Origin of the sequence: Silicimonas algicola (assembly GCF_003148765.1) — a bacterium.
GTDB lineage: Bacteria > Pseudomonadota > Alphaproteobacteria > Rhodobacterales > Rhodobacteraceae > Silicimonas > Silicimonas algicola.
The window spans coordinates 1-14,156 of record NZ_QGGV01000006.1; the positions used below are offsets into that span (position 1 = coordinate 1).

Annotated in this window: 18 protein-coding genes and 1 pseudogene; 12 read left to right on the forward strand and 7 right to left on the reverse strand. The window is 60.7% G+C overall.

Going from position 1 to position 14,156, the window contains the following annotated elements; translation table 11 throughout:
* Window positions 1–109 precede the first annotated feature (109 nt).
* From C8D95_RS13355 to gdhA, 4 genes and pseudogenes are all read left to right on the forward strand, one after another.
* Window positions 110–322 (forward strand): annotated as a pseudogene (locus C8D95_RS13355) (GNAT family N-acetyltransferase); the annotation flags it as partial.
* 445 nt (window positions 323–767) lie between these two features.
* Entirely contained in the window at window positions 768–1,211 is a 444-nt protein-coding gene (locus C8D95_RS13360) for a DoxX family protein (RefSeq protein WP_109759702.1), read from the forward strand.
* 62 nt (window positions 1,212–1,273) lie between these two features.
* Window positions 1,274–2,137, forward strand: a complete 864-nt coding sequence (locus C8D95_RS13365) for a VOC family protein (protein WP_109759703.1) — start codon at window positions 1,274–1,276, stop codon at window positions 2,135–2,137.
* A 369-nt stretch (window positions 2,138–2,506) separates the two neighbouring features.
* Window positions 2,507–3,862, forward strand: coding sequence for an NADP-specific glutamate dehydrogenase (gene gdhA, locus C8D95_RS13370; protein WP_109759704.1), 1,356 nt, complete (start codon window positions 2,507–2,509; stop codon window positions 3,860–3,862).
* Between the two features lie 547 nt (window positions 3,863–4,409).
* Here the strand turns inward: gdhA and C8D95_RS22765 are convergent.
* On the reverse strand, window positions 4,410–4,532 hold the full coding sequence (locus C8D95_RS22765) for a hypothetical protein (protein WP_277601025.1): 123 nt from the start codon (window positions 4,530–4,532) through the stop codon (window positions 4,410–4,412).
* Window positions 4,529–4,804: a globin family protein gene (locus tag C8D95_RS21745; protein ID WP_211312645.1), complete on the reverse strand. Its 276-nt coding sequence runs from the start codon at window positions 4,802–4,804 to the stop codon at window positions 4,529–4,531. Before C8D95_RS21745 ends, C8D95_RS22765 begins: the two co-directional genes overlap by 4 nt.
* A gap of 168 nt (window positions 4,805–4,972) precedes the next feature.
* On the opposite strand from C8D95_RS21745, the gene C8D95_RS13375 reads away from it, so the two are divergent.
* Together C8D95_RS13375 and C8D95_RS13380 are read left to right on the forward strand one after the other, a co-directional pair.
* Window positions 4,973–5,392, forward strand: a complete 420-nt coding sequence (locus C8D95_RS13375) for an RrF2 family transcriptional regulator (RefSeq protein ID WP_109759705.1) — start codon at window positions 4,973–4,975, stop codon at window positions 5,390–5,392.
* A gap of 13 nt (window positions 5,393–5,405) precedes the next feature.
* Window positions 5,406–5,705, forward strand: a complete 300-nt coding sequence (locus C8D95_RS13380; RefSeq protein ID WP_109759706.1) for a DUF6522 family protein — start codon at window positions 5,406–5,408, stop codon at window positions 5,703–5,705.
* A gap of 46 nt (window positions 5,706–5,751) precedes the next feature.
* On the opposite strand, the gene C8D95_RS22960 is transcribed toward C8D95_RS13380, so the two are convergent.
* Entirely contained in the window at window positions 5,752–5,955 is a 204-nt protein-coding gene (locus C8D95_RS22960) for an NnrU family protein (RefSeq protein ID WP_109759920.1), read from the reverse strand.
* A 481-nt stretch (window positions 5,956–6,436) separates the two neighbouring features.
* Here C8D95_RS22960 and C8D95_RS13390 point away from each other — a divergent pair, with 481 nt between their 5' ends.
* Window positions 6,437–7,648, forward strand: coding sequence for an MFS transporter (locus C8D95_RS13390; RefSeq protein ID WP_211312647.1), 1,212 nt, complete (start codon window positions 6,437–6,439; stop codon window positions 7,646–7,648).
* 192 nt (window positions 7,649–7,840) lie between these two features.
* Here the strand turns inward: C8D95_RS13390 and C8D95_RS13395 are convergent, their stop codons facing one another.
* Together C8D95_RS13395 and C8D95_RS13400 are read right to left on the reverse strand one after the other, a co-directional pair.
* Window positions 7,841–8,170, reverse strand: a complete 330-nt coding sequence (locus tag C8D95_RS13395) for a cupin domain-containing protein (protein ID WP_109759708.1) — start codon at window positions 8,168–8,170, stop codon at window positions 7,841–7,843.
* An 8-nt stretch (window positions 8,171–8,178) separates the two neighbouring features.
* The gene (locus tag C8D95_RS13400; protein WP_109759709.1) at window positions 8,179–8,601 is read right to left on the reverse strand and encodes an RrF2 family transcriptional regulator; all 423 of its coding nucleotides are present in this window, start codon (window positions 8,599–8,601) and stop codon (window positions 8,179–8,181) included.
* Between the two features lie 171 nt (window positions 8,602–8,772).
* Between C8D95_RS13400 and C8D95_RS13405 the strand changes: the two genes are divergently transcribed.
* The 5 genes from C8D95_RS13405 to nirK all read left to right on the forward strand — a co-directional run bounded on the left by C8D95_RS13405 (window position 8,773) and on the right by nirK (window position 12,318).
* Window positions 8,773–9,165: a group III truncated hemoglobin gene (locus tag C8D95_RS13405; protein WP_249033322.1), complete on the forward strand. Its 393-nt coding sequence runs from the start codon at window positions 8,773–8,775 to the stop codon at window positions 9,163–9,165.
* 14 nt (window positions 9,166–9,179) lie between these two features.
* A complete protein-coding gene (locus tag C8D95_RS13410) occupies window positions 9,180–9,662 on the forward strand; it encodes a hemerythrin domain-containing protein (protein WP_109759711.1) in 483 nt (160 codons plus the stop codon).
* Window positions 9,663–9,958: 296 nt separating this feature from the next.
* Window positions 9,959–10,174, forward strand: a complete 216-nt coding sequence (locus tag C8D95_RS13415; RefSeq protein WP_109759712.1) for a hypothetical protein — start codon at window positions 9,959–9,961, stop codon at window positions 10,172–10,174.
* A 389-nt stretch (window positions 10,175–10,563) separates the two neighbouring features.
* The gene (locus C8D95_RS13420; RefSeq protein ID WP_109759713.1) at window positions 10,564–11,004 is read left to right on the forward strand and encodes a pseudoazurin; all 441 of its coding nucleotides are present in this window, start codon (window positions 10,564–10,566) and stop codon (window positions 11,002–11,004) included.
* Between the two features lie 126 nt (window positions 11,005–11,130).
* Window positions 11,131–12,318, forward strand: coding sequence for a copper-containing nitrite reductase (nirK, locus tag C8D95_RS13425; protein ID WP_206508355.1), 1,188 nt, complete (start codon window positions 11,131–11,133; stop codon window positions 12,316–12,318).
* 197 nt (window positions 12,319–12,515) lie between these two features.
* Here nirK and C8D95_RS13430 read toward each other — a convergent pair whose 3' ends face one another.
* Entirely contained in the window at window positions 12,516–13,139 is a 624-nt protein-coding gene (locus C8D95_RS13430) for a trimeric intracellular cation channel family protein (protein ID WP_206508539.1), read from the reverse strand.
* A gap of 138 nt (window positions 13,140–13,277) precedes the next feature.
* A complete protein-coding gene (locus tag C8D95_RS13435; protein WP_109759715.1) occupies window positions 13,278–14,006 on the reverse strand; it encodes an MgtC/SapB family protein in 729 nt (242 codons plus the stop codon).
* Between the last annotated feature and the right edge of the window lie 150 nt (window positions 14,007–14,156).

The window sequence follows — 14,156 nt, forward strand, 5'->3', positions numbered from 1 at the left end:
ATGGCAATGAAGGGGCTGGAAATGCGCGCCGCGTAGCCCCAGAAATCAACCTGCGGATTCTCCGAATGGCCGGGGGAGAGTCGGGTCTCGGGTCAACGGGGCCGAGGCCGAGATGACCTATTCGCGGGCGGGCGAGGCGATGATCATCATTGATCACACGGAAGTTCCCGACGCCATGCGCGGCCGCTCGGTCGGACAGGCCCTCGTCCGCCGTGCCGTCGAGGATGCGCGCGCCGAAGGTCGCTCGATCATTCCCCTCTGTCCCTTCGCCAAGGCGCAGATCGCGCGCCATGCGGAATGGCAGGACGTGCTGAAGCGCTGAAGCCGGAGACAACGTCATGAGCTGGAGCCCCTGACCCGGAGCGCACGGACGCGGCGAGCCTGCAGACCCGCCAGCGCCTCTTCAGAACGCGGATCTCGGTGACGCTGCCTGAGACCGAGGAAGAAAGCTGCGCAGGACTCCTTCGTCATAGCGCATCCAGCGAACCCCGGACTCGATGCGCTTCGCAAGGCGTTAGAAACATCGCAGCCGGCTGCTGCGGGTTCTGGTTCCAAAGCTCATCAGAGCTTTCGCCTCTGTCCCTTGGTGTCGCCCCTGCGCTCCGGTGGGTGCTGCAGTGTATCTGCATCAAGGGAATTTAGGGCTGGCGCTCTTCTTCCATCATGGAAGCAATCATCTTCCGTGGGGCCGCATTATCATTTGATGTGAACAAGGTCATCTTCTCCTCACAAACAACGCGCCTTTGCGCCCTTCTAGGAAAACCGAAATGACCTACGCCACCGTTTCCACCTCTTCCCGCTCGTCCCTCGTCGACGGCATCACCAACGCGGATCTTGCTGCAACCGTTCTGCGGGTCTCCATGGGCGCAATGTTCCTCGCCCACGCCGGCCTCAAGCTCTTCGTCTTCACCCCGGCCGGAGCCGCAGCCTATTTCGCCAGCCTCGGCCTGCCCGGGCCGCTCGCCTATCTCGTCATTGCGGCTGAACTCTTCGGCGGCCTCGCTCTGATCCTCGGCGTCTACAGCCGCTGGGTGTCGCTGGCGCTGGTGCCGATCCTGCTCGGCTCGATCTACGTGCCGCACGGCGCGGCCGGCTTCTTCTTTTCGAACGAAGGCGGCGGTTGGGAATTCCCGGCCTTCTGGACCGTCACCCTGGTCGTCCAGGCCCTGCTGGGCGACGGCGCCTTCGCGCTGAAGCGCGACCGCGCCTGACCTCCTTGCAGGCCGCGGGGAACTTCCCGCGGCCGCGCAACCTTTTCCTGAGGAGAGCCACCATGACCACCGCGAACGAATTCTTCAACATGAGTGCCGCGCCGCTGCGCATCGAAACCGTTCGGCTCAAGGTGCGCGACCTCGATACGGTGTCCACCTTCTACCAGTCCGTCCTTGGCCTCAGCCCGATCGAGACCGGCAAAGGTAGGGTGACGCTCGGCATCGGCACGGCGCCGCTGCTTCATCTCGTGGGCGATCCTGCCCTGTTACCGCTCGATACCCGTCAGGCCGGGCTGTTCCACACCGCCTTCCTACTGCCCTCCCGCTCGGATCTGGCCCGTTGGCTGACGCATGTCATGGCAGCGCGCGTGCCTTTGCAGGGAGCGTCGGACCACATCGTCAGCGAGGCCCTCTATCTGGCCGACCCCGAAGGCAACGGCATCGAGGTCTACGCCGACCGCCCGGTCGCACGCTGGCATGGTCCGAACGGCGAGATCCGGATGAGCACCGATCCGCTTGACGCGCAAGACCTGATGCAGAGCGCGGCAGGCACAGAATGGTCGCGCTTTCCGGAGGGCGGCAGCATCGGCCATGTTCACCTGCAGGTTGGCGACACCGAGGCAGCCGACCGCTTCTACCGCGACGTGCTGGGCTGCGAGATCGCTGCGCGCTACCCGGGCGCCAGCTTCTATGGCAGTGGCGGATACCATCATCAACTGGCGGGTAACGTCTGGAACAGCCGCCGCACCGGGACGCGCCCCGACGGCATGGCGGGCCTGGATGCCGTGGAGATCGTAGTTCGGGATGCAGCGGATGTCGCAAGCATTGCAGCGCGCGCCGAACGTGTCGGTATCGAGAGGCTCGAACACCCTGGCGGCATGACTCTGCACGACCCGTGGGGCACTGCCATCTCCCTGATGACTTGAGGAGACGACCATGCTCATGAACTAAGAAGGGGCGGCCGACTAGGGGCACTCGAGGTTCAACGCCGCTTCTGCCGTTGCGCGGCGCAGCTTGCGGCCATCCGCTCGCCCATAGTCCCGGGATCGGGGACTGGGGGTTTGACGCTCCGTCTCAACTCAAGTTACTCTGACAAGACCCCGGCGACGCCTTGAAGGATCTGAAGGAGCTGCGTTTCCTCATCGGGCGAAGGTAGGGCGGGCACGATCCTGTCTCAAAGCGAATTATTCTGACAACGCCGTGTTGCAGTTGGCCTGCCTTGTTCCCTTTGCTGAAATTGTTAGCTAAGCGACGAAAAAGCAGGCATCCGGCACCCAATTCCAACAGGCAGCACCATGAACAGTATCGACGAGAAACTCCGTCCCATCCTCGCCGACGTCATCCGCCGCAACGCGGGCGAGTCAGAATTTCATCAAGCCATCCACGAGGTATTGGAAAGCCTTGGCCGGGTGGTGGCCAAGCATCCGCATTACCTCGATCACGCCTTGATCGAACGCATCTGCGAACCGGAGCGCCAGATCATATTCCGGATCCCGTGGGTGGATGACCAGGGTCAGGTCCAAATCAACCGGGGATTTCGCGTGCAGTTCAACTCCGCGCTTGGCCCCTACAAGGGCGGCATGCGCTTCCATCCGTCGGTCAATGTCGGGATCATCAAGTTCCTCGGCTTCGAGCAGACCTTCAAGAACGCGCTGACCGGCATGCCCATCGGCGGCGGCAAAGGCGGGTCGGACTTTGACCCCAAGGGCCGGTCGGATGCCGAAATCATGCGCTTCTGTCAGTCCCTGATGACCGAACTGCACCGCCACCTCGGCGAACAGACTGACGTGCCTGCGGGCGACATTGGCGTAGGTGGGCGCGAGATCGGCTACATGTTCGGACAATACAAGCGCCTGAACAACCGCTTTGAAGCCGGAGTGTTTACGGGCAAGGCGCTGGACTACGGCGGATCCCGCGCTCGGACCGAGGCGACGGGCTATGGCAACACCTACTTCGTGCAGGCCATGCTGCAGACAAAGGGCACCGACTTCGACGGTAAGAAGGTCGTGGTGTCCGGGTCGGGCAATGTGGCGATCTACACCATCGAAAAGGTACAATCCTTCGGCGGCAAGGTCGTCGCCTGTTCCGACAGTTCCGGTTATGTCCTGGACGAAGGCGGTATCGATCTGGAGCTGTTGAAAGACATCAAGGATATGCGGCACGAGCGGATTTCCGAGTATGCCCTACGCAGGGGCAAGGGCGCGCATTTCATCGCGGCCGACAAGGGCTCGATCTGGGATGTCGACTGCGATGTGGCGATGCCATCGGCGACGCAGAACGAGTTGTCGGGCAAGGATGCTGCCACCCTGATCAAGAACGGCGTGATGGCCGTGGGCGAAGGCGCGAACATGCCCTCGACCCCCGAAGCGATCAAGGCTTTCCAGGATGGGGGCGTAATGTTCGCGCCCGGCAAAGCCGCAAACGCGGGTGGGGTTGCCACCTCGGCGTTGGAAATGCAGCAAAACGCCAGCCGCGACAGTTGGACCTTCGATCAGACCGAGGCGCGGCTTGCCACCATTATGCGTGGCATTCACGACACCTGCCACCAGACGGCCGAGCACTACGGAGCACCAGGAAACTACGTGCTTGGGGCCAATATCGCGGGCTTTGTCCGGGTTGCCGAATCCATGCGTAAGCTGGGTGTGATCTGAATGATGGCCCCGGCACGTCGCTATGACCGTGGCAAGTCACCACTCTCCCACGGCCTTGCCCGACTGCGCCCCTTCGGGCCCGTCGCTGACCCGACCAGCTGCCGCGAAATGGCCGTAGGTGCGCAGGTGCCGGGCTGGCGCTTCTAGTTTCTGCGAAGCTCGTCCCGTGCGCAGAGGTCGATGTTGCCTCGGGCACGTTATGGATTGCGCCGTTGGGGCGAGTGCGGTGATCCTGTTCGCCCTGCGAAACAACCCGTTGGTGCTGCCATGGCCAGCAGTCGTCGCCACAGCCTCTCGACGATCACAGGGCTTGGCGTGTATCAAGCTACCCTCGATCCGGCACGGGGCGCGGTCAATCCTGATAGATCGAACATCAAGTCCCCTTGCTGATGTCGGTACCAGGTCGCACCAGAGCACCAAACTGGAACGTTTGCAGATACTCCTCTTCGTCGCCACTCGCTTGCGGGAGAGCTGCAACCGAACGCCCGGCACGGTCGGGGCCGTCACAAAAGGCGGCCCCAACATTTCGTATTCTGCTTCGCGTCGATCACGACTTCAGCCAGGCGAGATAAATAATCATGACGACCAGGACCACGACGATCTGGACGATCATTGCCACGATCAGGAACTTCGATCGTCGCGTGTCTTCCTCTACGTCAATCTTCTTCATGTTCTACCTTTCCTTGATGATTCGCCCAGCTTCGCATTAGCGACGCCGCAAGATTTGTTTTGCACGCCAGCAATCCGGTCGTCGGCCGCGGCCATATGCAACGACCGTGCGATCCGACGCGCCCGCTCGATGACATGCTCTGCGCCTTCAGAAGAGCAGACTTCACGCGTCGTCTTTCCGAAAAGCTTGAACCAGCGGGAGAAGTGCTCCCAGCTCACCGGCAGGCCTGCATGTTCGGCACCGGGCGCGCCGGGATGGCTTCCGGTCATCAAGGCGACAGAGGACCAGATAGCGAGCATCTTCTCGAGATGCGGCGCCCACCGTGATCCGGTCGGAGCGAATTTTTCGTCTGATACATGGCTGAGCCGAGCTTGGGTTCTTGCCAATTCTACATAGCGCGAGTAATAGGTATTGTAAATGCTAATTAAGAGGGTGACAGAATGCGCCTGACCAGCTTCACCGACTACGGTCTTCGCGCCCTCATGCGGATGGCAAGCGAACCCAACCGGGCCTTCTCGACGGCCGAGATCGCCGACGAGTTCGACGTCTCGCGTCATCACCTGAACAAGATCATGCAGCGGCTTGCGCGGCGCGGGATCGTTGCAACCCGTCGTGGTGCGGGCGGCGGCGCGATGCTTGCCCGTCCCGCCGCCGAAATTGGCCTCGGAGACCTTGTGCGGCTGCTCGAGCAGGATCAGGCGTTGGTTGAATGCTTCTCCGCCGATGGCGGTTGTTGCGTCACGCCGATCTGCCGCCTGAAGCACAAGCTGCATTACGCGGAGGCCGCGTTCCTGGCGGAACTCGACAGGGCCACCCTGGCCGATATCGCACTACCTCCGCCCGCTGCCGGCATGGCCTGAGAGGATATTCGAGATGAGCACCGTTTCCTTCACGACTGACGGCTTCGTCGTCGGAGCAGAGGCCGTCGGCGCCGCCTTCGGCATTCCGCCGATTGAGATACCCGCCAAACTTCGAGCTGGCGAGATCACGAGCCGCTGCGAGACCGGAGTCCGTGAGGACGCCGGCCGCTGGCGTTTGACCTTCTATTGCGATGGCCGCGCCCTTCGCCTTGTCGTCGATGAGAGTGGCAAGATCTTGTCACGCGCCACCTTTCCCACTCACGCGCCGGCAGCAGGTACGATCCCGCTGGCATCCCGGAGCGCCAAGACCTGATTACCAATCTTTCCCTGACAGGCTCCTGCGACGTCGCGGCGTCTTGCTACCAAAGCGGCAAATGGGGCGCCCGCCCGGCCGCAGCGATCAGCCAGATCACGACGACAAGCGATACGATCGCGTCGACCGAGATATCGAAGCACCGTCCCCCCGTGGCGATCAGCAGGTCGCGCAGTACCCGGCGGTTGGGCAGGAAATGCGCTCCGACGAAAACGGCGAGGACGGCAATGAAATCGAACCACCCGGTAATGGCATCCCGGTGCCTCTGTGCTTAAGCCCTAAGGCGGTGCGGATATCCCAGGCGCTCCTGTTGCAGTAGGGGCGCGCTCGTCATGACTGTCATTGCTCCAACCTCCAGCTCCTCGTCTCGTGTCAAGGATTTGAAGCCCGAACGAACGCTCAGGTCTCGGATGGATACAGGACCAGCCATCTATCGAGAGATGCCAGTCATAGAAATCCACGCCGCGGAGGGCGTGTTGTCGCCAGCGCTTGTGCGCCGCCCGTCCCTTTGGGGGTTTCTTCCAGCACGACGCCGGCAGGCGTAACTGCTCAGGTACCTGCGGAAAATCCCAACTATGACGCTGACCTTCGCAGGAAAAAGTTACCTTAGACTCCGAGACCTTCCACTTGGCTATTACTTGATCGGAGCCGGCATGGTCTGACAAACAATCGGCGAGCCAAGGTCGGTTCAAGGATTCAAAGAAATGCAGGACCGAAGACACTTCCTGTTCATGAACATCGGGCACTTCCTGGACCACATGTTTACCTTGATCTTCGCCACGGTCGCCGCCCTCGTCCTGGTCCGTGAATGGGACGTGCCCTACGCGGAGCTCATCCTCTACGCGACGCCCGGGCTGATCGCCTTCGGACTGTTCTCGCTTCCGGCCGGATGGATAGCAGACAAGTGGAGCCGCGAGGGCATGATGGTGATCTTCTTCGTGGGTATTGGCTTGGCCTCGGTCGCCACCTCGATGGCCAAATCACCGTTTCAGATGTCCATCGGGCTGTTCGCGATCGGTATATTCGCCGCGATCTATCATCCCGTCGGCCTGTCCATGATCGCACGTGGCGGACGGTCAATGGGCCGCGACATCGCCGTGAACGGGGTCTGGGGCAACATGGGTGTCGGTTGCGCCGCGCTCGTGACAGGTTTGTTGATAGATTTGTCCGGCTGGCGCACAGCCTTTTGGGTGCCCGGCGCACTTTCGGTATTTGTCGGCCTAGCCTACCTGCACTTCTTCGGTGACAGGATCGGCACGAGAAATTCGGAATCGCAATCGCTCGCTCGACCGTCGGATACCTCAGGCGGGAAGGCAGTTTCGCCTGATCGGCGACGGACTCTCATCCGCGTGTCGGCCATCATTCTCTTCACGACCGCTGTTTCCAGCATCATCTTTCAGGGGACGACCTTCTCGCTTCCGAAGGTCTTCGATGAGCGCCTGCAGGGAATCGCCGTCTCAGCGGCACAGGTCGGCTGGATGGTTTTTGTCGTGTTTGCTGTAGCTTCCTTCGCGCAGATCGTCGTGGGCCGTCAGCTCGACCGACACGGACCCCGCCGGGTGTTTTCCGTCGTCGCGGTCATTCAGATCGTCTTCTTCGCTCTCATGCCCGGCCAGGAAAACTGGTCCGCCTTCCTTGTGGCTATGGCATTCATGCTTGGAGCTTTCGGGCAAATCCCGATCAACGACTACATGATCGGGCGCATGGCCAAGTCCGAGCTACGCGCATCGATCTACGGCACGCGTTTCGTCGTGAGCTTCGGCGTATCGGCAGCCGTTGTTCCTCTGATCGCATGGGTGCACAGCAACTGGGGATTCGATGCCCTGTTCTACATCCTGTCCGGAGCGGCCGTTGCCATATTGATCGCGGTAGCTGTGCTTCCGAAAAATCTGCCCGAGCCCGAGCAGGCAAGTGGCGCGACACAAGGTGGGCGCGCGTTCTGAACACCGACTGATCCTATTTAGGATGCCCGTCTCGTTGATCACGCCGAAGGTCATTCCTGCCGCCACCTACCGGAAGGGCCGTGGCGGCTACGCGCAAGTGTCTAACGCTTCGATCAACGCTGCTCTCTGCACAACACTGGCAGACATTCCGACGTCACGGCCAACATCTTCCCGGGCTACATGCTGTTGCGGTCAGATGTCGAAGAGGATGGTCAGAAGCAGTGACGCGTCTTCGATACCTCGGATCGAGTGCGGTTCTCCGCCTTCAAGATAGAGCCAGTCACCCTCACTCAATTCCCGCACCAAATCCCCAAGGTCGAGCTGCACGACACCCTCCAAACATTGTAGCATGATCCGCCCCTTCACCTGATGCGTCGGGATCTCGGTCCCCGCAGCGACGATCAGACGTACCGCCTCGAATGAAGGCGTACGGACTATGGCGCTGGTCTTGGCCTGCGCCAGTTTTTCACCGAAGGGTCGCAATTTTACGACCTCGCCCGGCGTAGCGTGTTGGAGGGCCATGACTTCTCCTAATGCACTATTGCGAGGGTGGCAGTATATCGGCATTCTTCTAGGGTCGTCCGATCAAGTTCGGCGAGGAACGCTTCCCGCGCTGCCGTCAAGCGTTGCCGGAGAAGACAGGCCGGCGACATTACACAGGCGCCACCATCAGTTCGGAAGCACTCAACAAGTGGCTGGCTCGTCTCGAACCGACGCACTACCTCGCCGATCGTGATCGTACTGGCAGACCGCGCTAGCCGGAATCCGCCCCCGGTGCCTCGGTGCGTCGAGATATAGCCGGAGCGAGCGAGCGCACTTACCACCTTCACCAGATGATTACGGGATATGCCAAGTTCTGCGGCGATCTCGCCGGTTGTGAAGCTTCTTTCCGATGCTCCAGCGAGGCGCATCAGTGTTCTGAGCGCGAAGTCCGTGAACGCAGTCAGGCGCATCTGTTCGCTCTTGCTCTCGATGGGGTCCGAGACGTATAGACATTTACAACATGCATCTTGAATACCTATTAACACGATTATGCCCCCTAGCAACAGAATATCGAGTCCATGACCCGAGCTAATCGCCCGAACCCCATTCGTTCAGCGCGGCCCGCCGTCACCGCTGATCTTATGAAGCAGACAGGTCTTGACGAGGCACGGCTGGCTGAGTTGGTTCACTGTTTCTACGCGAAGATCCGCGCCGATGCCGTGCTCGGACCGATCTTCGCCGAGCGCATTACCGACTGGGCGCCGCACCTCGAGCGGATGGTCGCTTTCTGGTCCTCGGTGGCACTGATGACCGGACAGTATCACGGTACTCCGGTCCCCAAGCATTCCAGCCTACCCGTCACAAAGGGTGATTTTGAACGCTGGCTGACGCTGTTCGCTCAGGCTGCAAGGGAAACCTGTCCCCCTGTGGGTGCGGATCACGTCATCGAACGTGCGGAGCGCATCGCGCGTGCGCTGCATATCGCCGTGGAGGAGGCGCAGTCCGCCCCCGGTGCCGTTCCGATTCTTCGTTGACGAAAGGATGTCCCATGCCTGCGGCCTCTCCTACCCACGACACTGCCGAACTGACTCGTTTCATCGAAACCCGTTACCATGCCCGCCACCGGCAGCAGTTTCCCCTTCTGGTCAGGCTGGCCGAGATGATCGAAGATCTGCATGACGGCGACGCCGACATTCCGCAGGGCCTTTTCGACACCCTGCAGCGGATGATCGATCACTTGGAGGAGGACATGAAGAAGGAAGAACTGAAGGTCTTCCCCGCAATACGACGGGGAGATGGTATGAAGGTCGCGGATCGGATCGCTCACATGCGCGCCAATCATGAGAATTATCGCCATGCGGTCGCCGAGATCCGTCGCCTGACCGGAGATCTGAACGTCCCCAAGGGCGCATGCGAGCCTTGGGTGACGCTGTACGGCGGGCTGAGCGAATTCATAGCAGATCTGCAAGAGCACCTGCGCTTGGAGAATGAGGTGCTTTATCCCAGCTTCGAGGGAACGACGCGAGGCTAGTGCGCGACTCAATCGGCAGGCTGACGGTGCCTTGCGCCCGCTCAGGTACAGGTCGACACCGTAGCGGGTCATTGGCTTCGCTCAGTCGTCGGGCATGGAGTCCTTCGCCGGAGATCGCGCGCGGCGGTCGAGTCATCTTTGAAAGATTGACCTCCGTCACTTAGCAGGCGTGTGGAACAGAACGTTCTAGCACGCCCCGCTAGGTAAAAGCTTGAGCCTGCGCAAAGAACGAACGGATCCGGCGGGCGATCCTGTCCCAGGACGATCCAAAATCGGAAATTCGCCGGGAGTACCTCATGCCCAAACCATCCATCGATGACCCCGATCTGCCTCTGGCAGAGCTGTTTTATCACTGGCCGGCAACGGGACATGCCTTTCTGGAACGCAAGATGCTTTGTTTCGGCTGCCCGTTCTCTCGGTTTCATACCGTCATCGACGCGGTCGCGGAATATGAGCTCGCGGAAGACGAATTCCGAGCCCGGCTGCGAAACCTTGCCCTGACCAATACATGACGTCGTGCCATCCTGTTGATCAGGGTTGGAGAGCCAAGCGGTGGCACCTTAAGCCGCTGGCGGAAGGAGAGGAGCAAGCGGGATCACGGACCCAGCACGTGCTTGACGAGAACTGTGCTGCCGTATCGCACGCAAGAGTGCTTTGGGGGCCGGCCGCGCGTCCTCCTCGAGCACGTCTGGTACTGCCTTCTTGCCAGGCCCGTGCGCCATCTGATCCTCGATATCCTCGACAGAGCTTGTTTCCCTCCGTGTGATGATGGCGACCGTGATGAGGCTCACATCAAGTTGGGCAATTCCGCCTCTCAGTTTGTTTCAGCACAATGAAGACCTACGTCTACAAACGCATAAGGAGCCCAACCCGAACCGAAGTCACGAGAAAGGCCCATCTGATGTTTACAAAAGTCCTGATCCCCGCCGCCGCCCTTGCACTCCTCGCCGGAGTCGCTGCGGCCGAGACCTACACCGTCGAGATGCTGAACCGCGGCGAGGCAGGTGCCATGGTGTTCGAGCCCGCCTTTCTCCAAGCGCAGCCCGGCGACACCATCACCTTCGTGCCTACGGATCGGAGCCATAACTCCGCTACTATCGGGGAGTTGCTGCCCGAAGGGGCCGAGCCTTGGGACGGTGCGATCAACGAAGAGGTGACCGTCACTCTGACAGAGGAAGGCCTCTACGCCTACCAATGCGACCCCCACGCCGCTATGGGAATGGTGGGCCTGATCCAGGTGGGCGCGCCTACCAACCTCGAGGAAGTCACCGCAGCGGCTGACGATCTGCGCGGCAAAGCAAAAAATCGAATGACGGAACTTCTGACGCAAGTAACAGAGTGATCCCTGGTCGTCCGCTCCGCTTCCCATGTGACCAAGACGATGAACTTGAACCCTTGGTCGGGGCGAGAGAGCAGGACGGCCTCAGACTCTCGAGAGAACCAATATCGAACAGTATGGAGACGACTTATGGAAAATAGTGATCACAAGGATCATCTGGAGAATCCTGCCCACGAAGAATTTGATTTTCCGGACCGCCACGTCAGCCGGCGCGGACTCCTGACGGGTACCGCCGGTCTGACGCTCGGCGCGATGCTCACGGCCCCCCCCGCACTGGCCCAGCAAGCGCCAACCATGGGAGCACATACGGGCCACGGCAGCCTCGCTCCCGGAGCCCTCGGTGACCGTCTCTATTCCTTGAACCCCACGCACCCTGATATGGCGGACATCGCAGAAAACCCTGCCAATGTTCCGCCTCCTATCACCCGGCGAGAACCGGCCACCATCCGCGTCGATCTGGAGACAGTCGAGGTGGAAGCGCACCTCGACGTCAACAGCACATACCGGTTTTGGACGTTCAACGGCACCGTCCCCGGGCCGATGGTGCGTGTCCGGGTCGGCGATACGGTCGAGGTGCATCTAAAGAATGGAGAGGACAGCTGGTTCCCGCACAACATCGACTTCCATGCTGCAACTGGGCCCGGCGGGGGCGCCGCAGTGAGTACTGCGAACCCTGGCGAAGAGCGCTCTTTCAAGTTCAAAGCACTAAATCCGGGACTTTTTGTCTACCACTGTGCCGTCCCTCCCGTAGCCATGCACATCTCGGCCGGCATGTACGGGCTAATCCTTGTTGAGCCGGAGGAAGGCCTGCCGCCGGTGGATCGCGAGTATTACGTGATGCAAGGCGAGATCTATACGGAGGAACCACTCGGGACCGCTGGCCTGCTGACCGATAGCTACGAGAAGCTCATCAATGAAAGGCCAGAGTATTTCGTCTTCAACGGCCACGTCGGCGCACTGACCGAACACTACCCGCTGACGGCCCGTGTGGGAGAAACGGTCCGCATCTACTTCGGCGTGGGCGGCCCGAACTACCACTCGGCCTTCCATGTCATCGGTGAGATCTTCGATCGCGTCTACCTGAATGGCGACCTGGTAAGCCCACCACAGCAGAGCACGCAGTCGGTTTCGGTCGGTCCAGGCAGCGCATGCGTGGTGGACTTCAAGTGCGAGGTGCCGGGCCGTTTCGTATTGGTGGATCACGCCCTGTCTCGAGCTGAGCGGGGTCTGGCGGGGTATCTCGTGGTCGAGGGCGAGGAGCAGCCGGAGATTTTCGCATCGCTTGATGGTCTGCCTGCGGACACGTCGGGACACTAGACAAGGAATTGCACATCGCGACAGAAGGGGCCGGCAGGACGCCGTCGTGTGGCTGCCGAATTAGTGAAACCACATAATCTGCGCGGCGAGATCCTCATGGAAACCACTGCAAGATCCCACGATTGCGGATGTCCTGAACGAATAGGGGTGATGCCGGCGCGAGGCGACCTGCCCGGTGTGAACATGCGGAACCTGCTTCAGCGTATCGCGCCGTGTTCACGGCCGGGACGCGATCGGTAGGTCGGCAGAGGCAAACCGAGGGCGAGTGCGCTGCCGCGGATCACGATCGCCACAACGAAACCGGCACAGGCAGAGAAAGGCTGCGGCAGCCCTATGGCATCCGACAGGACAAAAGCAAGTGCACCCAGCAGCGCGGCTGTCACATAGATCTCCCGCCGGAGAAGGATGGACGGCTCGTTTGCAAGCGCATCGCGGAGGATCCCGCCAAGCGTGCCCGTGAGCGTGCCCACGACGACGGCGACGACGGGCGAGCCGGTGACAAGCAGTCCTTTGTAGGCGCCAAATACGCAGTAGGCTGCCAGTGCAACGGCATCGAGCCAAAGAAGCCAGCGGTAGCGTGATTCCAGAAGATGCGCGGTGAAGTAAATCACAGCAGCCGTGCCGCCGCAGACGACGATGTAGACCGGCTCAAGGACCCAGAATATCCCTACGCCTAGGATGAGGTCCCGAATTGTTCCGCCGCCAACACCGGCCACCGCGGCCAGAAACACGAAGCCGATGATGTCGAGTTGCTTTCGGGACGCGGACAGAGCGCCAGTCGCGGCAAAGAGTCCGACGCCGACGAAATCAAGCACTATCATCGCATTCAAGGCTCATCTCCACGGCGACTTTGCACTGAGCCAATTGCTGCCATGAACTCGAGCGAGGCGCCATGCAGTTCGTCCACCTGCCGGCAATGTTGGTGTCGCCGAGATACTCTAATCTCCCTGCGGAGATAATCAGCTGTCCTCATTCGACAAAGGCGTAATTGACAACTCTTGGACGACGGGATTGTCCTGCATCTCACGAGCGAGGGCTTCACAATCGATGCCCACGTCATGGGAGAACGCTAAAATTGTGTAACGCCGCAATCCGCTGGCCCTGTCCTGCTTGATCGAGGGGGATCCCGCTCGTAGACGGTTCGCTGCGAGCGAAGCCACAAGCTGAGCGCCGTCAAAGCTGCTGTCTGCATTCACCGCGATTTCCAACCTGATCACAGGTTGCGGTGGTGCGATATCAGGTAGGATGCGCAGGAGGATCAGAACGAGCAACGCAATCGCCGTCCCGATTATCGCCAGTTCTAAGAGACCTGCGCCGTATACGATACCTAATGAAGCGGTCAGCCAAAGTGAGGCAGCCGTTGTCAGCCCCTGGACCGTGAGCCTCGAGCGAAAGATGACACCCGCTCCCAAGAAGCCAATGCCTGTCAAAATTGCATGCGGCATGCGCGCCATGTCAGAGACGATCTGAGTGCCCTCCGGGAAAATCGCAGTCCATTCCGCCATTCTCAGCCCCAGCAACGTCACGAGTGCGGAAGCGAAGCAGACCAGGGTGTGGGTTCGCAGTCCTGCCGCTTTGCCGAGAAACTCACGTTCTGCACCTATCAGGGCGCCGGACACCACACTGCACAGCAGGGGAAGCATCACGTCAGTATCGCGCAAAGCGAACACAAGGCTGTCTAGTGTCATAGTGGATCCTACAGGTCGCGACGCCACCGCTCATGTGGCGCTGGGCAGTGAGGTTTCGCAACAGCCATCTTCGCTGCCTCGCGTGCCGGCCACGTACCTGGTGCTTGCAGAGAAGCGCTCCACCGGCTAGCAAACTTTGGTCTTCCGAAG